The organism is Erwinia sp. 198 (assembly GCF_003937915.1).
Lineage (GTDB): Bacteria > Pseudomonadota > Gammaproteobacteria > Enterobacterales > Enterobacteriaceae > Erwinia > Erwinia aeris.
In genome coordinates, this window is the sequence record NZ_RHUM01000005.1 from 260,395 (window position 1) to 283,466 (window position 23,072).

Annotated in this window: 22 protein-coding genes; 13 read left to right on the forward strand and 9 right to left on the reverse strand. The window is 55.7% G+C overall.

The window, feature by feature from the left end:
• Positions 1-32: 32 nt before the first annotated feature.
• On the forward strand, positions 33-1,322 hold the full coding sequence (bioA, locus tag EGK14_RS09550) for an adenosylmethionine--8-amino-7-oxononanoate transaminase (RefSeq protein ID WP_125288850.1): 1,290 nt from the start codon (positions 33-35) through the stop codon (positions 1,320-1,322).
• Positions 1,323-1,331: 9 nt separating this feature from the next.
• On the opposite strand, the gene EGK14_RS09555 is transcribed toward bioA, so the two are convergent.
• The 4 genes from EGK14_RS09555 to EGK14_RS09570 all read right to left on the reverse strand — a co-directional run bounded on the left by EGK14_RS09555 (position 1,332) and on the right by EGK14_RS09570 (position 6,314).
• Positions 1,332-2,369 carry a fimbrial protein gene (locus EGK14_RS09555; RefSeq protein ID WP_125288851.1) on the reverse strand — a complete coding sequence of 346 codons (1,038 nt, stop codon included), beginning with the start codon at positions 2,367-2,369 and terminating at the stop codon, positions 1,332-1,334.
• A gap of 37 nt (positions 2,370-2,406) precedes the next feature.
• A complete protein-coding gene (locus EGK14_RS09560; protein WP_125288852.1) occupies positions 2,407-4,881 on the reverse strand; it encodes a fimbria/pilus outer membrane usher protein in 2,475 nt (824 codons plus the stop codon).
• A 23-nt stretch (positions 4,882-4,904) separates the two neighbouring features.
• Complete coding sequence (locus EGK14_RS09565; protein WP_158616039.1) at positions 4,905-5,645, reverse strand: molecular chaperone; 741 nt, start codon at positions 5,643-5,645, stop codon at positions 4,905-4,907.
• Positions 5,646-5,714: 69 nt separating this feature from the next.
• A complete protein-coding gene (locus EGK14_RS09570) occupies positions 5,715-6,314 on the reverse strand; it encodes a fimbrial protein (protein ID WP_125288854.1) in 600 nt (199 codons plus the stop codon).
• 651 nt (positions 6,315-6,965) lie between these two features.
• Between EGK14_RS09570 and EGK14_RS09575 the strand changes: the two genes are divergently transcribed.
• From EGK14_RS09575 to manA, 10 genes are all read left to right on the forward strand, one after another.
• On the forward strand, positions 6,966-8,018 hold the full coding sequence (locus EGK14_RS09575) for an NADP-dependent oxidoreductase (RefSeq protein ID WP_125288855.1): 1,053 nt from the start codon (positions 6,966-6,968) through the stop codon (positions 8,016-8,018).
• Between the two features lies 1 nt (position 8,019).
• A complete protein-coding gene (locus tag EGK14_RS09580) occupies positions 8,020-8,700 on the forward strand; it encodes a type 1 glutamine amidotransferase domain-containing protein (protein ID WP_125288856.1) in 681 nt (226 codons plus the stop codon).
• Positions 8,701-8,714: 14 nt separating this feature from the next.
• Positions 8,715-9,191, forward strand: coding sequence for a kinase inhibitor (locus tag EGK14_RS09585; protein ID WP_125288857.1), 477 nt, complete (start codon positions 8,715-8,717; stop codon positions 9,189-9,191).
• A gap of 191 nt (positions 9,192-9,382) precedes the next feature.
• The gene (locus EGK14_RS09590) at positions 9,383-11,977 is read left to right on the forward strand and encodes a sigma 54-interacting transcriptional regulator (RefSeq protein ID WP_125288858.1); all 2,595 of its coding nucleotides are present in this window, start codon (positions 9,383-9,385) and stop codon (positions 11,975-11,977) included.
• A gap of 125 nt (positions 11,978-12,102) precedes the next feature.
• On the forward strand, positions 12,103-12,549 hold the full coding sequence (locus EGK14_RS09595; RefSeq protein ID WP_125288859.1) for a PTS sugar transporter subunit IIA: 447 nt from the start codon (positions 12,103-12,105) through the stop codon (positions 12,547-12,549).
• Positions 12,546-13,721: a glycoside hydrolase family 88 protein gene (locus EGK14_RS09600; protein WP_125288860.1), complete on the forward strand. Its 1,176-nt coding sequence runs from the start codon at positions 12,546-12,548 to the stop codon at positions 13,719-13,721. The genes EGK14_RS09595 and EGK14_RS09600 overlap by 4 nt, the downstream gene beginning before the upstream one ends.
• A 22-nt stretch (positions 13,722-13,743) precedes the next feature.
• Positions 13,744-14,238 (forward strand): PTS sugar transporter subunit IIB, encoded by a 495-nt coding sequence (locus tag EGK14_RS09605; protein ID WP_125288861.1) that lies wholly within the window; start codon positions 13,744-13,746, stop codon positions 14,236-14,238.
• On the forward strand, positions 14,232-15,029 hold the full coding sequence (locus EGK14_RS09610; RefSeq protein WP_125288862.1) for a PTS sugar transporter subunit IIC: 798 nt from the start codon (positions 14,232-14,234) through the stop codon (positions 15,027-15,029). Before EGK14_RS09605 ends, EGK14_RS09610 begins: the two co-directional genes overlap by 7 nt.
• Positions 15,022-15,852 (forward strand): PTS system mannose/fructose/sorbose family transporter subunit IID, encoded by an 831-nt coding sequence (locus EGK14_RS09615; RefSeq protein WP_125288863.1) that lies wholly within the window; start codon positions 15,022-15,024, stop codon positions 15,850-15,852. Before EGK14_RS09610 ends, EGK14_RS09615 begins: the two co-directional genes overlap by 8 nt.
• Before the next feature lie 59 nt (positions 15,853-15,911).
• Complete coding sequence (gene manA, locus EGK14_RS09620) at positions 15,912-17,090, forward strand: mannose-6-phosphate isomerase, class I (protein ID WP_125288864.1); 1,179 nt, start codon at positions 15,912-15,914, stop codon at positions 17,088-17,090.
• Between the two features lie 11 nt (positions 17,091-17,101).
• On the opposite strand, the gene pgl is transcribed toward manA, so the two are convergent.
• Positions 17,102-18,097, reverse strand: coding sequence for a 6-phosphogluconolactonase (gene pgl, locus EGK14_RS09625; RefSeq protein ID WP_125288865.1), 996 nt, complete (start codon positions 18,095-18,097; stop codon positions 17,102-17,104).
• Between the two features lie 151 nt (positions 18,098-18,248).
• Between pgl and EGK14_RS09630 the strand changes: the two genes are divergently transcribed.
• The gene (locus EGK14_RS09630; RefSeq protein ID WP_125288866.1) at positions 18,249-19,067 is read left to right on the forward strand and encodes a pyridoxal phosphatase; all 819 of its coding nucleotides are present in this window, start codon (positions 18,249-18,251) and stop codon (positions 19,065-19,067) included.
• 244 nt (positions 19,068-19,311) lie between these two features.
• On the opposite strand, the gene modC is transcribed toward EGK14_RS09630, so the two are convergent.
• The 4 genes from modC to EGK14_RS09650 form a co-directional block, all read right to left on the reverse strand.
• Entirely contained in the window at positions 19,312-20,370 is a 1,059-nt protein-coding gene (gene modC / locus EGK14_RS09635) for a molybdenum ABC transporter ATP-binding protein ModC (RefSeq protein WP_125288867.1), read from the reverse strand.
• Positions 20,364-21,059: a molybdate ABC transporter permease subunit gene (gene modB / locus EGK14_RS09640; RefSeq protein ID WP_125288868.1), complete on the reverse strand. Its 696-nt coding sequence runs from the start codon at positions 21,057-21,059 to the stop codon at positions 20,364-20,366. The genes modC and modB overlap by 7 nt, the downstream gene beginning before the upstream one ends.
• Positions 21,056-21,826 (reverse strand): molybdate ABC transporter substrate-binding protein, encoded by a 771-nt coding sequence (gene modA / locus EGK14_RS09645; protein WP_125288869.1) that lies wholly within the window; start codon positions 21,824-21,826, stop codon positions 21,056-21,058. The genes modB and modA overlap by 4 nt, the downstream gene beginning before the upstream one ends.
• 145 nt (positions 21,827-21,971) lie before the next feature.
• Positions 21,972-22,127, reverse strand: coding sequence for an AcrZ family multidrug efflux pump-associated protein (locus EGK14_RS09650; RefSeq protein WP_125288870.1), 156 nt, complete (start codon positions 22,125-22,127; stop codon positions 21,972-21,974).
• Between the two features lie 147 nt (positions 22,128-22,274).
• On the opposite strand from EGK14_RS09650, the gene modE reads away from it, so the two are divergent.
• Positions 22,275-23,054 (forward strand): molybdenum-dependent transcriptional regulator, encoded by a 780-nt coding sequence (gene modE / locus EGK14_RS09655; RefSeq protein WP_125288871.1) that lies wholly within the window; start codon positions 22,275-22,277, stop codon positions 23,052-23,054.
• Positions 23,055-23,072 lie beyond the last annotated feature (18 nt).

The window sequence follows — 23,072 nt, forward strand, 5'->3', positions numbered from 1 at the left end:
TAAATTTTTTAATTTTGGTTTACAAGTATTTTATGACCCCTCTCGATCTCGCTTTTGACCGCGACCATATCTGGCATCCCTACACCTCAATGAGCAAACCGCTGCCGGTGTATCCGGTGGTCGCGGCCTCTGGCACCTTGCTGCAGCTGGCTGACGGCCGCGAGCTGGTGGACGGCATGTCTTCCTGGTGGGCGGCGATCCATGGCTACAACCATCCGCGCCTGAACCAGGCGATGCACGCGCAGATCGAGCAGATGTCGCACGTGATGTTTGGCGGGATCACCCATCCTGCGGCCGTAGCGCTCTGTCGTCGTCTGGTAGAGATGACGCCGCAGGGGCTGGAGTGCGTTTTTCTGGCGGATTCGGGCTCGGTAGCCGTTGAGGTCGCGATGAAAATGGCGCTGCAATATTGTCAGGCGCGCGGCGAAAGGCGTCAGCGCTTTCTGACGCTGCGCCACGGCTATCACGGCGATACCTTTGCCGCGATGTCGGTATGCGATCCGCAGAACTCCATGCATTCGCTCTATCAGGGCTATCTGCCGAACCACCTGTTCGCCGCCGCGCCGGGCTGCGGGTTCGACGATGAGTGGCAGGAAAGCGATGTCGCCGATTTTTCCCGTCTGATTGGCGAACATGCGCATGAGCTGGCCGCGGTGATCCTGGAACCGATCGTGCAGGGCGCGGGCGGAATGCGCTTCTATCATCCGCGCTATCTGCAGGGCGTGCGCGAGCTGTGCGATCGCCACAACGTGCTGCTGATAGCCGATGAAATCGCGACCGGCTTTGGCCGCACCGGCAGGCTTTTCGCCTGCGATCACGCCGGCATCTCGCCTGATATTCTGTGCGTTGGCAAAGCGCTGACCGGGGGCACCATGACGCTTTCCGCCACGCTGACCACGCGCGAGGTTGCCAATACCATCAGTAACGGCGAGGCGGGCTGTTTTATGCACGGCCCGACGTTTATGGGCAACCCGCTGGCCTGCGCGGTGGCCAGCGAAAGCCTGGCGATGCTGCAGGAAAATCGCTGGCAGCAGCAGGTAAGCGCGATCGAAGCGCAGCTGAAAGCCGCGCTGCTGCCGCTAAAAGCGCAGCCGGAAGTGGCGGACGCCAGGGTGCTGGGCGCAATTGGCGTTATCGAAACTCGTCGACCGGTGAATATGGCGGCGCTGCAGCGCTTTTTTGTTGAGCGCGGCGTCTGGATCCGTCCTTTCGGCAAGCTTATCTATTTGATGCCGCCTTACGTTATCGAGCCGGATGCACTGCAAAAGCTGACGACGGCGATAGCGGCGGCCGTTGCCTGCCCCACGCTGTTTTTATCCTGACGACGGCGATCAGTCATAGTCAAAATAAATAGTCGCGGTGGCAACGACCGACCCTGGACTGAGGTTAGCCGGATCGAACACCTTATAGGCAGCGTTCAGGTTAATGGCGCTGGCATGAATGTCGGCGCCTTTGGCGATAGACAGCAGCGAAGTGGCTTCCCCTGCCGCCGTCCCGCCCGACAGAGAAACGGCCTTACCGGCGCTGTCGCTCAAGACGATGCCTACTCCCTGCGAGCTGGAGCTACCGTTACGCATGATCCGCTGGCTGTTTTCCAACAGGTCGGCGCTATAGAGCCAGGCATTAACCGAACGCGTAGCGCCACCCGCCAGGGTTGCAGAGCAGTTGACCGGCAGCGTAAAAGACGTCCTGTCGGTGGCGATGCCGCTACGCAGCAGATTTAGCGATACTCTGGGTAGAACCACCTGCTGATCGGGCATTTCACAGGTGGTTTCCGCCGGGCTGAAGGTCACTGTCAGAGACTGATAGCCCAGGTAGTCATTATTCCAGTTGCCCGAAGCGGCTACTTCAGCAGCCTGATCTACCGTCGGCGTCGAGCCAAAAATATTGGCGTTGTGCATCACCATGGTGACGATATCCACACTGCCATTCTCGACCACCTTATAATATTTGCTGTCGGTTACGCCCGGATCGCTGTCCAGCAAAGTCGCGGTAAGCTGATAGCTAAAGGCCGATCCCTCCAGCGTTCTGTCGCCGTTTTCATAATTTATCAGGTCGGTAAAACCGCTGGCCTGAATTTTTATCCAGCGGGCCGCGCCTGCTGCGTTAACAAACTTCACCCAAAAGCCATTTTGTACCGGGCTGACATAATGCACCGCATTGGAATTGGTAACAGCAAAGCAGCCGACCGGCACTGACCAGGTTGCCGTTCGCGTTTCGCTATGGCTGTCCTGCATGGTCAGCAGAGCCGAAAGGTTCAGGCTGTCGTTGGCCTTTACCGTTGAACCGCTTTTAAGGCTACAGCCGGCCCGCACACCAGTAGAAACGGTCAGCAACGCGAGCAGTAAGGTTATCCAGTATTTTTTCATGATGACTCCCTGAAACGCATGCGGTCGCCTTTTCGGCTCAGCGCACGCAAAAATAGGTCTGCGCCGCGTTGGCTACATGGATCCGGCACGCTTTACCCTCCTGCCCTTCCGCCAGCTGCACGTTCAGCCATTCTGGAAGCTGCTTCGCTTTGAGATAAATCAGGCTGCCCTGCGCTACGTAGCCCAGCGAGTCGCCTTCTGCATCGGTGACGCCGGCCCCAAAAGGCAAAGGCTGCCCGTTATCAAACAGCGCTTTGACGGTAAACACGGCACGCGTGTCGGTTTTATATTGCACATAGTTAATGCTGCCTGCCCAGGGCGTCACGCGTCCGATATTTCCCAGCAGTTCGCCTTCGCTTTCGCCGCGAGGGTTATCTAACAGATAAGTGTTCATACGGTAAGGCGTGACGGAAGGAACCAGTACCCGACCTGCGCGGTTGGTTCTCATATTGGGATTGCCGTTGACCGTGGCCTGAGCAATACCCGGCGCGTCCAGGATCACAAAAGTATTGCCCGTGTTGCCCGAAGCCAGCACGCCATTGCGCCAGAGTACGGCGCTGCCGCTGGCGCCTATGCCAAGCTGGCAGAAATCGCTCGCCTCGCTGTACTGACCCGTTAACTTTGCATAAGGCGTGCGCCAGGCGCTGTAGGCACCAAACTTTGCGCTGTGTCCGGTACGGTCATGGCTGAAGTTAAGGCTGTAGTCCAGGCTTTCCAGCGAGCTGTTGACCCCGGCTTCCATACCGCTATATTTACCGTCCTGCGACGAGGTACGCAGCGTGACGCTGTGGCGGTTGCCGGACAGAGAGAGCGGAACAGTAACAGCCAGGTCGATTCGCTGCTCATCGTAGCTTTTGCTGCTGTAACGCCGCTCTTCTTCGCTGCCGTCATATTCATAGTGATTGCGGCGAAAGGCCAAACTCCACGTCGCTTTTTTGTACAGGTTGCTGTAGGTCAGGCTGTATTGCTTTAGCATGCGATCGCTGTTCCAGTACTGACGCCACAAGCCGTCAATCGCTATCCGTCCCCAGCCCGGCGGCAGGGTCTGATCGAGGATAATGCTGAAGCTCTGCTTGCTTCTCAGATATTGCCTGCCGTTCTCCTCACGCGCTAACGCATTGGTCTGTACCGCGTCATAAAGGGAAAGATAGCGTGCCGTGTTGTAATAGTAAGTCGCCAGCGTCAGGTTGGTTTTGGTCATAAAAAAGCGGCTGTAAGCTAATTTCCAGCGCTCTCCCTGCATTGATTCCCCACTGTTCAGCCGCGCGCGGGCCATGTCCACATTGGTTGAAAACGATCCGATCCGCGGCAAACTGAACGCGCCGCCCAGCAGAAAAGAAGCATAATCGTGGCTTAGCGTTGCGCCGCTATAGACCGTCAGATAGTTATTAACGCCATGTGAGCCATTGCCCTGAATAAAGGCCGGGTGTAAATCAACGTTACGCAGCTGGACGTTACCCGCCGTTAACAGCCACTCTGACGAGCCGCTTCTCAACATATCGGAAATGGTAGAATAAGGGACGGTAAAACGCTCGGTGAGGCCGCCAGCGTTGGCAACTTCTACCGTGAGATCGCTGCGCGATCCGCCAGGCATAAGATCGTCAATCACAAAAGGACCCGGCGGCACGTTTGTCTGATAAACAGCGCTGCCATTCTGATAAACACTGACTACGGCATTCGCCGTGGCGTTACCGCGAATAACCGGCATATAGGTACGATAAGAATCGGGATACATGCGCTGGTCTTGTTTTAACGTGATGCCGCGAAAACGTATGTTATCGAACCAGGGCGAACTGGTATAGCTGTCACCTACCCTGAATAAAGAATGAATAGCTGGCAGCGCGCGTTCGACATAGCGGGATTGCGTATTCCATTCTCCCTGGCGACGAGGCGTGCGTTGAAACTGGCTGTTATCGACCAGCTGCCAGTGGGCTAAATTAATGCCGCTGCTGAGCGAAAGGAAAACGTTATCCGCATCGCCATCATTATTGTGCCGCTGAAGGTTATTATAGCTGAGGCTGTAATTGGTAAAAGCACCATTAATCCCGGCATCCCACAGTTCCGGTGCGATCCAGCGGCGATCTTTTTTATCTGTTCTGGCCTGAGGAATAGTCAGATCCAGGCGCAGCATTCCTCTGTTAAGCCTGGCCTGCCCGCCGTAAACTATTTCGGCTACCGGCACCCACTCTTTTTTAGTTATCGCTTTTTTATCAATATATTTAATTGGCAACGCTTTAAGCGTTGCTCCTGCCAGCCAGAAAGCTTCTCCTGAATCCACTTTCACCGGGAAATTACCGCTCCAGCTGCCGTTAATATAAATATCCAGATCATAGACTCCGGATAAGATGGTCTGCCCGTGATTATTCCAGTCAGCCTGAGACGAATACCCTACCATCAAGCTGGTATTGAATGTTTCAGCCGCGCTGACTGCAGAACAGTTCAGAATAATACAGGTGAGATAAAATAGCTTTCCATAGCCTGTTGGGGCAAGCAGAGTTACCGTTGCCTTCATTGTTTTCTCCTGAATAATTCCCTTTAATTTACTAAATCAATCGTAACCGGGACTCTGCTGCCATAGTCGTCAATATAAGTCAGCTGATAGCTGCCGCCTGAAGCGGATATTTTTCCGGCATCAAGCCGCTGACAGGTAAAAGGCGGTACCGAAACGGCTTTGCTAATCAGATTATCCTGTTTTTTTACTTGCTGAACGCGGGTGCTTTTTCCGTCCCATCTCACCAGCTGTACGGCAGCCAGATAAAAAGGTGATGTATTATTGATGCAGACATACTGGTTTTGCCTTTTCAGGCTCAGGTGGCGACCAATATTTTCAGGCGATACTTTTAGTCCTGCCGGACGCCAAAAAATTTTTATACGGCTGCGTATAGCGACCTGCATATAGTTAGCCGCCGCATCCAGATTTTTCGGTACGGGAGGAATATCCAGCACGTTCAGCCAGTACAGCGACTCGCGATCTTTGGCCAGGGATCTGGCCTGGTCGTTATAATTAATTCTTAAAACCTGGCCATCGTTACCCTGGATTTTTACCACCGGGGGAACAACCATAAAGGGTGTTGAAATATTCTCAGGCTTTTCGTTTTGTCTGCCGTCATCTATCCATGACTGCACAAGATGCTGTTCTTTACTTTTATTGATTAGCTGCACTGAAACACTTTTAGCGTCGGCAGGGAATATTACGCGGGTTGAATTAATAATAACATTGGCACTGGCAGCGCAGCTGAAGACATAACAGACGATAATAAGCAAAAGTTTTTTCACAAACACTCCTGAAATGCCGTCCGAAGGAGACAGGAAAGCTGACGCTCTCCTGTCCTGGCACAAAGTAGATTATTCGTAGCTAAATGTATAAGTTGCGGTAGTCACTACTGAACCAGTAGAAACGTTGCTGCCGCCGTAGTTGTAATAATGTGCGTAAAGATTAATGTCCCCCGCCGCAGCGGTATCGTAATTCCCATTGGTAGCGGATTGGCTTGTAGCCAGTCCTGTCGCCAGAGCCTCGTTCATTTTTACCAGATCGCTACCGTTTTTAGTAATGGCGATGCCGACACCTTCGGCTGAACCCGATTCGTTTTTCAGGTAATTCATATCATCCGAAACATTGGCGCCGGTGAAAATGATATTCAACGACTGTGCAGCGGTGCTGGCGTCATCAAAGCCGCTACAGCCCGAAACGGTAATGGTAAAAGGCGTTGCGCTGCTGCCGATCACGCCTGGCGTAGTGCCCATGTCTTGTTTAGTAACAGGCGAGACGTTAACGGTAAAGTCCGACCCACTGTTCGTGGTGACATTACAGGTTGTATCACTGACCGCGCCGTTAAAGGTAATAGTGCCCCCGGCGACAGAGGCACCGGTTTGTGCATATACGCTACCAGTAAAAAGGGTACCCGCCATAGCTGTAGCTAATAATAACTTTTTAAATTCTTCCATAAATCCCCTCTGCTTCACATGTTGATGTGGCTGACTTTTTCGATATAAATTCATCAGGAGCACGTCGAACGAGGAATATAACGGCCCATAAGAATGCCCCGAGACTTATTATGACTCTATTTGTATTTCTCTGTAAATAGTTTTTAGGATAAATCCAATTAAATAGCCTCATCAAATATTTTAGCAATTGTTTAAATAAATAGCGGTTTATGTTAAGAGTAACAATAAACATAAATTCATTGATTAAATGAAAGCGATCATGACTTAAACCACACCTTGTCAAAAGGTTCATAATATATACTTAAAACACTCAGTTTCTCGCCAGAGAAATAATCAAACATGGTTAATAAAACGCGTATCGCCATCAACAAATACACCATAGCTGACCCACTTACATCCTGATTTAAGCTGTATTTTTTTCATTATTTATTTAAACACTTTTCATAGCTTGCGCGATAAACCATTTAGAAAATAGTTAATAATGATTGGTTCGCCGCCCCGCGTTTAACCCGCAGGCAAGCAGAAAAAGATTAAAATGCCTCATTAAATTTCAGCGGCGCTGTTTTGCCTGTTTTACGGCCCAGAGCAAAGCGAGCACGAGACATATGCACTACGCTTTTTACGGGTTGTATTTTGTAAAGGAGAAAAACCATGCCGCAAGACAAACAGACAAATCGCCGTATCGTGCTCGCCTCGCGCCCGCATGGCGCACCGACTGAAGCTAACTTTCGTCTGGAGTCACAGCACGTGCCAACGCCAGGGAAAGGCCAGATTTTACTTCGTACCATCTGGCTCTCGCTGGATCCTTATATGCGTGGACGGATGAGCGACGCGCCTTCCTATGTGCCACCGATCGCCGTTAACGACGTTATGGGCGCGGGCACCGTCGCCATCGTCGAACAATCAAATCATGAAGATTACCAGCCTGGCGATTGGGTGGTCAGCCAGAGCGGCTGGCAGGATTTTGCCCTGTCGGACGGCAAAGATCTGTTTAAGCTCAGCGGCCCCGTGCTGAAACACCCTTCGTGGGCGCTCGGAATGCTGGGGATGACCGGTTTTACCGCCTATATGGGACTGTTGGATATCGGTAATCCGCAGCCGGGCGAAACCGTGGTCGTGGCGGCGGCAACCGGCGCGGTCGGCTCCATGGTAGGCCAGATAGCGAAACTGAAAGGCTGCTACGTGGTGGGTATCGCCGGAGGCGAAGAAAAATGCCGCTATGCCGAAGACGTGCTGGGCTTTGACCGCTGCCTCAACCACCGGTCAGGCGATTTATCAGAATCGCTTAAGCGCTACTGCCGCGACGGTATCGACGTCTATTTTGAAAGCGTCGGCGGCCCGGTATTTGACGCCGTCCTGCCGTTGATGAACACCAAAGGCCGTATCCCGGTCTGCGGCCTGATCGCCGACTATAACAGCAAGGATGCGCCGGAAGGGCCAAACCGCCTTCCGCTTTTCCAGAGCGCCATCCTGCGTAAGCGCCTGCACGTTCAGGGCTTTATCATTAATCAGGATTACGGCCATCGCTTTAGCGAATTTTTCCAGCAGATGAGCCAGTGGGTCGCGGAGGATCGTTTTGTTTTCCGCGAAGATATAGTAGAGGGGCTGGACAACGCGCCGGAAACCTTTATCGGCATGCTCGAAGGCAAAAACTTCGGTAAAGTGCTGATTAAAGTAGCTGGCGACACGCCAACAGGAGCCTGAAATGAAAATTTTAATGGTGCTGACTTCGCATGACCGGCTTGGCGAAACCGGCAAAAAAACCGGTTTCTGGCTGGAGGAGTTCGCAGCGCCTTATTACATTTTCCGCGATGCGGGCATCAACGTGGTTCTGGCATCGCCCGCTGGCGGACACCCGCCGCTCGATCCCAAAAGCGACGAGCCGGATGCGCAAAGCGCCGATACCGAACGCTTCCGTAAAGATATCGCCGCTCAGCAGGCGCTGGCCAATACCCAGCAGCTGGGCACTATAGACAGCAGCAAATTCGACGCGGTGTTTTACGCCGGCGGTCACGGCCCGCTCTGGGACCTGGCGGAGGATCGGCAGAGCATTGAGCTGATTGAGAGTTTTTACGCTAACGGCAAACCGGTCGGCGCGGTCTGCCACGCGCCGGGCGTGCTGAAGCGGGCGAAAAAGCCGGACGGTTCGCCGCTGGTGGCCGGGAAACGCGTGACGGGCTTCAGCAACAGTGAAGAAAGCGCCGTCGGACTGACGAATGTGGTACCTTTCCTGGTCGAGGATGCGCTGAGAGGGCTGGGCGGTAACTATGAGAAAACCCATGACTGGGGCAGTTTCGCTATCACGGACGGTCACCTGGTGACCGGCCAGAATCCCGCATCCTCCGTCGCAGCAGCCGAGGAGCTGCTGAAACTGCTTCATCAATAATGCCAGGAGGGGAAATGAAACTCTTTAGTCAGGATTTTAACGACGGCGACAAGCTACCGGCGCGCCAGGTTTTTAACGGGATGGGCTACGAAGGCGATAACCTGTCGCCGCATCTGACCTGGGATGATGTGCCCGCCGGCACCAAAAGTTTTGTCGTCACCTGTTTTGATCCCGATGCGCCAACCGGCTCCGGCTGGTGGCACTGGGGCGTAGCCAACCTGCCCGCCGATACGCGCGTGCTGCCGCAGGGCGCAGGCTCCGGCGTGGCCGAACTGCCTTCCGGCGCGGTGCAGACCCGCACTGATTTCGGCAAAGCGGGTTATGGCGGCGCGGCGCCGCCAAAAGGCGAAAGCCATCGCTACATTTTCACCGTCTATGCGCTGGACGTGGAAAAGCTGGAGGTGGACGAGCAGGCGAGCGGCGCGATGCTGGGCTTTAACGTGCATTTCCATCAGCTGGCAAGCGCTTCGCTTACCGCTATTTACAGCTAACCCTCTTTCTGCGCCGCCTGAGCGGCGCGGCTGTCAAGCCCGGCATGCGTCCGGGCTTTTTTTTGTCGGGCCCATAACGCGAGAATCTTCACAAAAATAAAAACAGCGTTTCATTTTCTTCTTTCTCTGACGGATAGTAAGCGCGGGTTTGCAGAAGCAGACCGTGGCAACTCGACGGAAGAGAAGGATTTATGACGCTATCTGCCAAGGAAAAACTCTATCAAACAATAGCGCGTCACTCTTTTGCCAAAGGGTTTACTGCGCTGGAGTGTAGCAAGCTGCTTCCCCTGAGCCGTAGCGTGATCAGCCATTATCTTAATCGCCTGTGCGAAGAAGGCAGGCTGCGCAAAGAACCCGGCAGGCCGGTACGCTTTTTTATCACCGTCGGTCAGGCCATGCCTGAAGCCAGTAAGGATGATGACGCTTTCAGCCAGTTGATCGGCGTTAAAGGCAGCCTGGCCGAAGCCGTCGAGCTGTGCCGCTCTGCGGTGAACTATCCAGGGCAGGGTTTGCCGATCCTGCTAACAGGAGAAAGCGGCGTCGGCAAAAGCCACCTGGCATCCCTGATCCATCGCTATGCCGTACAACAGGGGCTCGTTGCCCCGGAAAAACCTTTGTTCGAATTAAACTGTGCCGATTACGCCAATAACCCCGAACTGCTCTCGGCCACACTGTTTGGCTACAGCAAAGGCGCGTTTACCGGCGCGGACCGCGAAAAGCCCGGCCTGCTGGATGAAGCGGACGGCAGCTATCTTTTTCTGGATGAAGTGCACCGCCTGCCGGCTTCCGGCCAGGAAAAGCTTTTTTTGTTTCTGGATAAGGGTTATTTCTATCGTCTGGGCGACAGCAAAACGCGCCGTCCCGCTACGATACGCTTTATTTTTGCCACTACGGAAAATATCGACACGGCACTCCTCAATACTTTCCGTCGCCGCATACCGATGCGCGTGGTTCTGCCGAACTTTATCTCCCGGCCATTGGCGGAACGCGTCGCTCAGGTTGAGTATTTTTTGCATTGCGAAGCGTGCAGGCTTGAGCGGGATATTTATCTGGACAGCCAGCTGATGCGCCAGCTGGTCATGTCGCCGATAAAAGGAAACGTCGGCGAACTTAAAAATCAGTTAAAAGTGATCTGCGCCAGCGCCTGGAACCAGAGCCGGACAGATCGCCTTGAGCTTCGCGCTTCACGGCGCGCTCGGGGCGACAGCGAAAAAATTGTTATTCCTGCACGGACGGCGGCAACCGGCTTTGCGGCCGCGGCTTTACTGCCCAAAGCGCTGTGGGACGAGATCATTTTCAGAGAGTTTTGCCACAGCGGCAATATTCTGCTGCTTATCCGCAAAGTTGAACAGCTGCTGACCAGGCTTTACGGCGATATCCGCCCCGAAGCGCTTTATTGCGGTTATCTTTGGCAGGCCGTGCGGCGCGCCGTTGACGAGCTGGAAAATAATACCGGCGTTTGCTGTTCGCCGTCCCAACGGAAAGCCATCTGGCTTTGCCTCTGCTACGCCATGCATCATGCCTGGCCGGAACAGCGGATCGAGGAGCTGACGGCCTCTACGGACTGGCTTTCCGTAAAAGCCAAACTGCTGGCGCTGGAGTGCGCGGCGCGGCTGAAAGCAGAGGGCGTTGAAGAGCGTTATCCTCTGCTGCTGCCCCTGCTCGGCTGTATTCTGCATAAGCTGGCTGGCGAGGACGATCTTATTCATGGGATTATCGTCGCCCACGGCCGCGCAACGGCTTCCAGCCTGGCGGGCATCGCCAACCAGCTGTGCGGAGGCTACTACCTCACCGCTTTTGATATGCCGTGGTCAACCTCGACAGGCGACATCATTGAGATGCTTATCGCTCATCTGACTATTGTAAAGCAGAGCGCCGGGCTGATTATTCTGGTGGATATGGGATCGCTGAAAGAGATCTACCAGCAGATTAAGCGGCATCTGCACGGCGAGCTGCTGGTGATCAATAACGTCAGTACAGCGATGGCTTTGGATATCGCTTCCGGCATTCAGAACCGGCTGTCGATGGCGGATCTTATCGCAGGCGTTAAAGGCGCCTATGAAGCGGAGGCTCGCTATTATGCGGGCGTTATGCCAGGCAACAAGATTATTATTTCCTGTATCTCTGGCGAAGGTATTTCAGGCAAGCTGAGCGATATCCTGCGCCGCTATCTGGCTGACGGCATCGCTCTTCTTACGCTTGATTACGATGACCTTAAGCACAAGATCCAACAGCAGGATCCGGCGCTGCACGGCACGCGCTTGATCATTACTACCACGCCGCTTGAGGCCGGTTTTATCCCGCTGCTCGGCGTCGAAAAACTGATCAAAGAAAAAGCCGAAGTGCTGGAGCGCGACTATTTTGCCAATTTGCTCGCTGCCGACAGTCTGCAGCCAGTGCTGGAAGAAATCGTTAAAATGTTCACGGTGGACGGCGTCGCCGAGCGGTTGAATTTTCTCAATCCCGCCGTGGTGATCGAGGAGATCGCAGCGGTTATCCAGCAGTATGAAGCCTTCTACCAGCTGCGCTTTGCCAGCTACCTGCGCGTTAATCTGTTTATGCATATCGCGCTGATGATTGAGCGCGTTATGCTGAACAGCGGGATGAATCATCGCGATGATGCGCCACTCAGCGCCGCTCAGCAGGCTTTTGTCACCCTGCATGAAACCTTTTTTCAGGCACTGAATCGTAAATATCGCCTCGCTTTGCCGCTGACCGAAGTGCTGATGATCTATGAAATCATGGAGCCATGGATTGCTGGTGAAGCGGCTTCAACACTGAGCTGAAAAAGTGTCTAACCCATCGAAAAGTGTTTAAATATTAATTTAATCACTTGATTTATAAATTAAAAAAAATCCTGGCACGCATTCTGCACTTTCCCTGACGAGAGTAATCAATCAAGGAAAGTGTTATGCGTGAAATCTGTCTCGCCAGCCACGGCAGGTATGCCGAAGGTATTATTTCCGCCCTCAGTTTGCTGGTTGGCGATGAGTCTGCCATTCATTGCCTCTGCGCTTATTGCGGCGATATCGCTTCCACCGCCGAACTACATGAACGCTTGCGCCTGCTCGCCAGGGAGAGTGAAGCCCGGGGAAACGAGCTGGTCATCTTCACGGATTTACAGGGAGGCAGCGTCAACAATACTGCTATGCAGCTGCTGGCGGACTATTCCCATCTGCACGTTGTCAGCGGCGCGAACCTGATTATGCTGATGGCGTTTTGCCTGTCGGAGCTTAACGATACCGGCGAACGGATCCGGGAAGCAATCGTCTCTGCGACAGAAGCGATGCAGTACAGCCACCAGCTGCCGCCCGCTGCCGATGCTGAAGATTTTTTCAGCGTGAGACCGCCGCTATGAAAGTTGCTTATGAGCCGCTCGACGCTCGCTACCAGCAGAGTCAGCCGCCGCTGGATCGGCAGTGGCTGGAAAACGCCTTACAGGCATCGCTGCAAAATATAGACGCTATGCTGCCCCGCTTTACTACCACCTTTCCCGCCGCCTGCGCGATTAACGGACGCTATCCCGCAGTGGAGAAACCCGACTGGAGCGAGGGATTCTGGACAGGAATGCTGTGGCTCGCCTGGGAAGTCACGGGTAAAGACGTCTATCGCCAGACCGCCGAAAGGCTTCAGGATCACTTTGCTCTGCGCCTTGAACAAGAGATTGGCGTAGCGACGCACGATTTGGGCTTTTTATATTTGCTTTCCTGCGTCAACGCCTGCCGCCTGACCGGCAACAACCGCGCCCGCAGCCTGGCGCTGGCGGCGGCGGAACGGCTGTATCAACGCTATAACCCAACCGCTGGCGTAATCCAGGCCTGGGGCGACCTTGCCGATCCGCAACGCCAGGGCCGCATGATTATTGACTGCAATCTGAATCTGCCTTTGCTGTTCTGGGCGGCTGATGAAACCGGCGAGACGCGCTATCGCAAGGCGGCGCAACGCCATCTTTTCCAGGCGGCGCGCTATCTGGTCAGGGAAGACGCCTCAACTTTTCATACTTTCTGGATGGATATCCACAGCGGCGCGCCCCGCTACGGCGATACCCATCAGGGCTTCAGTGACAGCTCTTGCTGGGCACGCGGCCAGGCTTGGGGGATCTACGGCTTTGCGTTGGGATTCGCTCATACCGGCAAACCGGAGCTGGCGGAACTGTCGCGCAGGCTGGCCCACTATTTTCTCAATCGCCTGCCGGACGATTACGTCTGTTACTGGGATTTGATCTTCACGCCGCAGGACAACGCCCTGCGCGATACCTCCGCAACGGCTATTACAGTATGCGGCATGGCAGAGCTGCTGCGGCACCTGCCGCTGACCGATCCGCTACGTCCCGCCTACGGCAACGCTATCGCCCTGATGATGCGCAATCTGTATCAGCACTATTTCGCTCGTGGCGAAGAGGGATTGCTGCGCGAGGGCGTTTATAACTTCGGTCGCCACAGCGGTATTAATGCGGCCAGCCTCTGGGGAGACTATTTCTGGCTTGAAGCACTGGTGCGGCTAAGCCGCGTCTGGCCCTCTTACTGGTAGAGACTGAACAAGGAGCAACAGCATGATCTCGCTTATTCGCATTGACGATCGACTGATCCACGGACAGGTCGCTGTAGTCTGGACTCGTCATCTGGCCGTCAACCGCATTCTGGTGGCTAACGACCAGATTGTCGGCAATGAGGTACAACAAATGTCGCTGCGGCTGGCCGCGCCGGATACTGCCAAATGCGCCATTATGACGGTAGTGGACGCGGCGGAAACGCTGAACGATCCGCGCTCCGCCAGTCTGAATATTCTGGTGATCGTCAATAACGCCGCGGATGCCCGTCGCCTGGCGGAAGCGGTGCCTGCCATTACCGCCATCAACGTCGCCAACTATGGCCGCATTACCGATAACCTGGCGGCAAAAACCAAAATCACCGACACCCTTTACGTTACGCCGCAGGACGTGGCCGATTTTCAGGCGATAGCTGAACGCGGCGTGGCGTTGAGCTATCAGGTGTTGCCTTCGCATACGGCCAAAGACCTTACGGAAATGCTGAGGTCGCTATGCTGATTACCGCACTGCTTGTCGCTCTGGTGATGTATATCGCCAAGTTCGCCGACCACACGCTGGGCCAGCCGCTGATTGAACGCCCGCTGGTCTGCGGCGCAATGGTGGGCTTGGCGCTGGGCGATCTGCAACAGGGGATCGTCATCGGCGCCACGCTGGAGCTGATCTTTCTCGGCACTATCACCATTGGCGGCTCGGTGCCCGCCGATCTGGCCGTAGGGTCCGTGCTTGCCACCGCATTTACCCTGCTTACCCATGCGGAACCTGCGGTCGCCGTAGCCCTGGCGCTGCCGATCTCACTGCTGGCGGTGTTTGTCTATCAGGTTGAAAAGCTGATTTATACCGGGCTGGTAGAAAAATATGACGCCCTGCTGGCGGCGGGCAAAGACCGCGCAGCTCTTGGCATGACGCTGGGTATGACGCTGTTTTATGGAGTGCCTTTCGCCGTTATCGCCTTCTTCAGCGTGCTGTTTGGCACGGAGACGATCCGTAGCCTGGTGGAAAGCATTCCCGATACGATTATGCGCGGCATGACGGCGACCGGCGGCATTTTGCCCGCGCTGGGCTTCGCCATTCTTCTGCAGGCGCTGTGGAATCGCCATCTTGCCCCATTCTTTTTTATCGGCTTTGCGTTGGCGGCCTATCTACAACTGCCGATCGTCGGCATTGCGATGCTTTCCGCATCGGTAGCCGTTTATCTCTGCCTGAACCAGTACACCCAGTTAAAAACCAGCCAGCGGAAGGCGGCCGATCCCCTGCCCGCAGATGACAAAGAAGGATTTTTCGATGACTGAACAAACGCCCACTCCGGTCGCCAGCGACAGGCAGGACAGAAAACTGTTTCGCCAGCTCTTTTTCCGTCAGTTTCAGCTGCTGGGATCGATGAACTACACCCGCATGGAGGGACTGAGCTACGGCTGGATCCTGGCGCCGATGCTGAAAAAGATTTATCCGGATCCGCATCGCTATCTGCAGGCCTTACAGCGCAACAGCCAGTTCTTTAATACCAATCAGCATCTGGCGCCTTTTATCATGGGGCTGACGCTGTCGATGGAACAGGAGAACGCCAGCCGCGACGACTTTGACGTCGCCAGCATCAACGGCATCAAGGTCGCACTGATGGGGCCGTTTGCTGGCGTGGGCGACGCCTTTTTCTACGGCGTACTGCGCATTATCGCTACCGGCATCGCTATCGGTCTCGCCTCGCAGGGCAATCCGCTTGGCCCGGTGCTTTTCCTGGTGATTTACAACCTGCCCAGCTACCTGGTGCGCTACTACGGCGGGGTAATCGGCTACCGACTCGGCTCCAGATATATTGCGGAAGCTACCCGCTCCGGCCTGCTGGGCTGCATCACTACCGCCGCCTCAATGATGGGGCTGATGATGGTCGGCGCGATGAGCGCCAGCATGGTGAAATTTACGACCCGCTATGAAACCACTATCGCCGGGCAGCCTTTCGTGCTGCAGGAGATCCTCGACAAGATTTGCGTGGGTCTTATCCCGCTGCTGCTGGTGCTGGGCTGCTTTGCCCTGCTGCGCAAAAAAACCAGTCCCAACCGGGTATTGCTGTTGCTTATCGCGTTGGGCTTCGCCTCCGCCGCTATCGGTATTATCTGACGGGCCGCAAGGCCCCTCATCCTTGCCTGAAAATACTTTTTGTTAACAGGAAAGTATCCATGAAAAAAATGATTAACCCGCGCCGGCATTACGCCTGGGGCAGTAAAGACGCGCTCGCAAAACTGTTTCATCTGCCGGAAGCAAACGACGAACCCGTGGCGGAAATATGGATGGGGGCGCATCCGCAATGCAGTTCTTATATCCGGGATGAACAAGGCGAAAAACGCAGCCTGCGAACCTGGCTGGCAGAAGATCCTGAAGGGCGGCTGGGCAGCGAAGTCGCACGGCGATTCGCCGGGCTGCCCTTCTTGTTTAAAGTGCTTTGCGCCGATAAACCGCTCTCGCTTCAGGCCCATCCTGATAAACGCACGGCCGAACGAGGATTCAGGCAGGAAAATGCGGCCGGACTGCCGCCGGATGCACCGGAAAGAAACTACCGTGATGCCAACCATAAACCGGAGCTGTTGTTTGCGCTGACCTCTTTTAAAGCTATTAACGGTTTTCGTCAGCCTGAAGAGATAGCAAGTTTGTTAAGGCCGGTGGCCGATATTCATCCTGAGGCTGCCGCTTTTTCGCAGCGCCCCGATATCAGCCATTTGCCGATACTGAGCGCAGCGCTACTCGGACTGACAGGAGAAGCGCAGCGGCAGGCCTTGCGTAAACTACTCACGGCGCTGGAGGGCCGCTCCGGCGAGCCCTGGGAAAGCATCCGCTCTCTGGCACGGCTTTGGCCCGATGATAATGGTCTGTTTTCGCCTTTATTGATGAACCTGGTGACGATGCGTCCCGGCGAAGCAATGTTTTTGCCTGCCGGGACGCCGCATGCCTATTTGCGCGGCGCGGCGCTGGAGGTTATGGCTAACTCCGACAACGTGCTGCGCGCCGGACTGACCGCCAAACATATCGATCTGAACGAGCTGCTGGCCAGTCTCCGGTTTGAACCCGTTGCGGCAAACCGTCTGTTGCTTACGCCTGCGAGGCAGGGCAACGAACTAAAGTTTTCCGTGCCGGTCGATGACTTTGCGTTTTCCATCCATTTTTTAACCCCGGAACCGCAGCTTCTGCGGCTGGAAAGCGCGACCATCTTTTTTTGCATTGAGGGTGAAGGCGTGCTGCAAAACGGCAACGGGCAGCTACGGCTGCGGCCCGGTGAGTCCTGTTTTATCGCTGCTGACGAGCCGGCCATCACCCTTTGTGGCAGAGGACGGCTGGCCCGCGCCGGTAGCGCTATCGCCTGATGAACGGCGGATTAAAGCGCCGCGATAGTGACCCACATCGGCCCCTGCCCTACCGCATAACGTCCCAGAGGCGTCAGCAGCCCTCTCTCTTCCGCAATGCTATAGACTTCAATATGGTGCGACTTCTGTCCCGCGGCTATCAGATAGCGACCGCTGGCGTCGATGTTAAAGCCGCGCGGCTGCGTTTCCGTTGGCTGATGGCCCTCAATCGTTAACAGCCCGCCGTCCTCGCTGACGCTGAACGTGGTCAGCACGCTGGCGGTACGGTCGCAGGCATAAAGGTGACGACCGTTCGGGGTCAGGCGAATATCCGCCGCCCAGCGCGTGTCGCTGAAGCCTGCGGGCATCATATCCAGGCTCTGCACGCGTTCGACTTCGCCATGCGCGTTATTCAGCTGCCAGACATCGACCGTGCTGTCCAGTTCATTCACGCAGTAGGCGTACTGCTGGTTCGGATGGAACACCATATGGCGCGGGCCTGCGCCCTCAACCGTATTGACCTGAGGCTGGGCGTGCGGCAGCAGCTGACCGTCTTCCTGTAAATCAAACAGGCAGATTCGATCCTGTTTTAGCGCCGGGACGAACAGCGTTTCGTTTTTAAAATCGATATTAGCCGAGTGGCAGCCATCCAGCCCTTTAATCACCTGCAACGGTTCGCCCGGCAGGCCTTGCGCATCGATCGGCGTGACGCAGACGCAGGCGTCGTTATAGGAACCGGTAAAAATAAAGCGTCCCTGACGATCGGTAGAAATATGGGTCGGGCTGCCCGGCAATGGCGCTTCCGCCGCTTTGGTCAGCTTGCCTTCGCTGTCGATATGAAAAGCGATGACGCGGAAATCGGGACGGATACCGACATACAGAAAAGCTTTATTCGGGCTGACCACCATTGGCTGAACCTGGCCTGGCAGATCGACCACCTGCAGCAGCGTCAGCGCGCCCTGCGGGTCAAGCTGCCAGGCATGGATCTGCCCGCTTTCCGGGCTGGCGGTATAAACGACTTGTTTCATAAATGCTCCTTTTTTCAGGTCAATCGGGTCTGCTTCAGCGTAGCGCGTTTTCTCAGGCCACGCAGGCGGATTTGTGCCGGACGATTTTGTCAGCGCCGTCACAGGGTGTAGACTCAAAAATTCGTTTTTCTCACCACATTCGGAACGATTTATGAGTTATCGCGTTATTGCTTTAGATCTGGACGGCACGCTGCTGACGCCGCGTAAGACCATTCTTCCTGAATCGCTGGAAGCGCTGCAAAAAGCCCGACAGGCTGGCGTAAAAATTGTGATAGTGACCGGTCGCCATCACGTCGCTATCCATCCTTTTTATCAGGCGCTGGCGCTCGATACACCTGCAATCTGCTGTAACGGTACTTATTTGTATGATTATCAAGCAGAAAAGGTGATATCTGCCGATCCACTGCCGCAGGATCAGGCGCTGCGGGTGATTGAGATGCTGGACGAGGCCGCCATTCATGGTCTGCTGTATGTCGATAACGCGATGCTTTACCAGGCCGAAACCGGCCATGTAACCCGCGCCATTAACTGGGGGCTGTCGCTGCCGGAACATCAGCGCCCGGTGTTTATTAAGGTGCCAGACCTGAGCAAGGCGGCGAAAGAAGCGGAATCGATCTGGAAGTTTGCCCTATCCCATCCCGACACCCGCGCGCTGCAACAGTTTGCTGACAGCGTGGAGCAGGAAATGGGACTGGCCTGCGAATGGTCATGGCACGATCAGGTTGATATTGCCAAAGCAGGCAACAGCAAAGGCAAACGGCTGGCGGAGTGGGTTGAATCTGAAGGCTACAGGATGAGCGATGTGCTGGCCTTTGGCGATAACTATAATGACCTGAGCATGCTGGAAAACGTCGGGCTGGGCGTGGCGATGGGCAACGCTGACGACGCCATCAAAGCGCGCGCGCACCGGACGATCGGCACCAACCTGGAGCCGGGTATTGCACAGACTATCTGGCAGGAAGTGCTGTAGCGGCTTTGCCGATGCCGGACGATCGGCACCAATCTGGAGCCGGGTATTGCACAGACTATCTGGCAGGAAGTGCTGTAGCGGCTTTGCCGATGCCGGGCAATCGGCGCCTGTCTGCCGCCGGGCATTGCATAACCGTCTGTCAGGAGAGGCTGTAGCAACTTTGATGATGTCCGCCCGTTGATGCAGGCAAAAAGCGATACCTGCGTCAACGAAACGACCAAACGGGAACTGTCCTTGCCAGGCGTCAGGCGGCGATCGCCACGCTTTTGATCTGGGCATAAAGCCACATGCCCGGTTTAATCATCAGCTCATCCCGCGCCCAGGGCGTGATGCGCGCCCAGAGTTCGCTTTGCCCTATCAGCAGCTTCACCTCGACCTGATTATCGATATCCAACAGCTCGCCGACCTGCGCCGGAATGACGTTACGGATAGTGCTGTTCAGCGGCGGCTGCAGCACCAGCGAGACGTCGGCAGCCTGAATGCGAATACGCAGCGGCATTTTCAGCGGCGCGTCGATGCGGTTAACCCAGATATGCTGATCGCCCAGCGAAAGCGCCGTCATCGCATAGTGCGGATGCTGCTCCAGCACCTGAACGCGCAGCACGCTGCTTTGTTCCGCACGCGGAAGCCACGGCCGCATGGCGCTGCTGGCCCAGACTTTTTCCAGCGCGCCCAGCGCTTTCACCTCGCCTTTATCCAGCACCAGCACGTTATCCGCCAGCTGAATAATCTCTTCAAGGCTGTGGCTGACGTACAGCACCGGGATAGCCACCTGCTTCGCCAGCGCCTGCAAATAAGGCAGCAGCTCGCGCTTGCGCGGCAGATCCAACGAGGCCAGCGGCTCATCCATCAGCAAAATTTCCGGCGCGCTGAGCAGAGCGCGGCCTATCGCCACCCGCTGTTTTTCTCCACCGGACAGCGAAAAAGGAAAGCGCGACAGCAGATCGCCGATACCCAACAGCGCTACCAGCTCATCGAACTGCGAGCGCATCGTTTTCGCCATGCCGTATTCCAGGTTGCCTTTCACCTTGTAGTGCGGAAAGAGGCGAGCATCCTGGAAAACATAGCCGATACGCCGCTTTTCCGGCGGCAGGTTGACGCTGGTCTGAGCATCGAACAGCACCCTGTCGTTCAGGGATATATGTCCTTCCTGCGGCGTGGTCAGGCCGCCGATGGCGTTAATGAGTGACGTCTTGCCGGCGCCGGAGACGCCGAAAACAGCCGTGATGCCTTGCGCCGGTATGTTTGCATTTACCTGCAAAGTGTGGTCGCCAAGGCGCTGAACAATATCAAGCTCTAACATGGCATCCCCAACTTTTTGCGTCCCCGACGCGCCAGCCATTCCGCCAGCCACAGCGAACAAAGCGCCAGCGCAATCGCGATCAGGCAAAGCCTGGCCGCCGCGTTTTCCGCGCCCGGCGTTTCAATCAGCGTATACATGGCGGAAGGAAGCGTGCGGGTTTCGCCAGGAATATTGGACACAAAGGTGATGGTCGCGCCAAATTCGCCCAGCGAACGGGCGAAGGCGAGCACCGTGCCGGCGATAACGCCGGGCAGCGTCAGCGGCAAGGTGATGGTGAAAAACACCCGCCAGCGGCCTGCGCCCAGCGTGCGCGCCGCCAGCTCCAGCCGACCGTCAACGCCTTCCAGCGCCAGGCGGATTGCCCGTACCATCAGCGGAAAAGCGACCACGGCGGAGGCCAGCGCCGCGCCGCGCCAGCTAAAGGCGAAGGTAAAACCGAACCAGTCGTAGAGATACTGTCCGATAAAGCCGCGCCTGCCGAATCCAATCAGCAGCAGATAGCCGACCACTACCGGCGGCAGCACCAGCGGCAGGTGGATCAGGCTGTCGAGCAGCGTCTTGCCGGGAAACCGGCAGCGTACCAGCACCCAGGCCGCTGCTATACCCAACGGCAGGCTGAACAGCACTGCCACGCTGGAGACTTTCAGGCTAAGCAGAACCGCCTGCCATTCGGGATCGCTTAATATCACAGAGGCGTAAATCCGTAGTGTTTAAACACGGCCGCAGCTTCCGGCCCTTTCAGATAATGATAAAACGCGGCGACGCCGGCGGAATCATGCCCTTTCACTTTCGCCATAGGGTATTCCACCGGCTTATGGCTGTCTGCCGGGAAAACGCCCACCACGGCCACTTTGCTGCTGGCTACCGCATCAGAGCCATAAACGATGCCGTAAGGCGTTTCATTACGTTCCACCAGCGCCAGCGCGGCCCGCACGCTGTTGCCTCGCGCCAGCATCGGCTCCAGCGTCGACCAGGCGCCCAGCGACTGCAGCGCTTCTTTAGCATAGATCCCGGCCGGAACATGATCGGGATCGCCAACGGACAGACGCTGGCCCTGTAAAAGGCTTTTCCAGTTGGTGTTTTTCGACAGCGTAACTCGCGGCGATTTCGCTTCTGTCGGCGCTACCAGCACCAGTTCGTTGCCCAACAGCGTATAGCGGCTGGCTTCATCGATCGCTTTTTTCTGCACGACGTAATCCATCCACTGCTGATCGGCAGAGATAAAAAGATCGGCGGGCGCGCCCTGCTCAATCTGGCGCGCCAGCGTAGAAGATGAGGCAAAAGAGGAGACGATTTTTACCTCTTTTCCCTGCTGATAGCGATCAGCGATATCCTGCAACGCGTTGGTTAAAGAGGCGGCGGCAAAAACGGTAATCTTTTCAGCCGCTACGGCCTGGCCGGTCAGGCTTGCCGTTACCACGGCACCGATAAAGAAATGACGTAATTTCACAGACATGGTCTTCTCCGAAGGTCTCGTTATGTAGTCTTCACTATAACGATTTAACAACCGGTGTCATAAAGATTATCGGCGTAAACGGAGAGAAGTTGAGGCGGCTCGCAAAAAATAGCGCCCGGTGTCGCCGGGCGTATCGGGCAGGGATCTAGCGGCGTTCTTTCGCGGCGTGCTCGTTGCGATGACCAACTTTTGAAATAACGTTAAAGACTTCGCCAAGGCCATAGATCAGGCCAAGGATTATCGCCATCACCACGGGAACCATGAGGATCGCTTCTGCAAGACCGGTGAGTAATTCCAGCATGGTATTTTTCCTCACTGAATAAAAGAAGTTATTGTATCCGTAGCGGATAAAAGTGCACTGACCTTTTGTGCGTTTTACCTGTTTTTACGCCCCGCCCGCGCAACGGTGTACAATTCCGGAAACCCCTTTTTTTTGCCAGGAGCGACTATGCAGGCTGAGCTTTCCCTGATCCTGAAATTACAGCAGCGTCTTTTCGCCGATCCTCGCCGTATCGAATTGCTTAAACAGATCGCCGCGACCGGCTCGATCAGCCAGGGCGCGAAAATGGCCGGGATCAGCTATAAAAGCGCCTGGGATGCCATTAACGAGATGAACACGCTGGCCGACCGCACGCTGGTAGAGCGCGCCACGGGCGGCAAAGGCGGCGGCGGCGCGCAGGTCACCGCCTACGGTGACAGACTGATCCAGCTTTTCGCGCTGCTGGAGCAGATTCAGCAGAAAGCGTTCGATGTATTGCAGGATGAGGTGCCGCTGGGCAGCCTGCTGGGCGCCATTGCCCGGTTTTCGCTGCAAACCAGCGCCCGCAACCAGCTTTTCGGCACGCTGGTGCAGCGCGATGCGCAGACGGTACAGCAGCATGTTGAGATCTTGCTGGCCAACGGCGAGACGCGCATCAAAGCCGCGCTGACCGAACAGAGCGCCAATCGCCTTGAACTCACGCCGGGCAAAGAGGTGCTGGTGCTGATAAAAGCGCCGTGGATAGACGTGACCCCATCCGCGAGCGAGGCCGATAACCAGCTCGACGGCGTACTGAGCGAGCTGATTAAGGGCGAGACCCACAGTGAAGCGCTGATCGCGCTGCCGGGCGGCGAAACGCTGTGTGCCACCCTAACCAACCAGCGTGCACAGGAGCAAAATCTTCAGCCTGGCGCGGCGGTAACAGCACATTTTAATGCCGATCGCGTGATTATTGCCACGCTGCTCTGAAAACGGCGGCGCCATTTG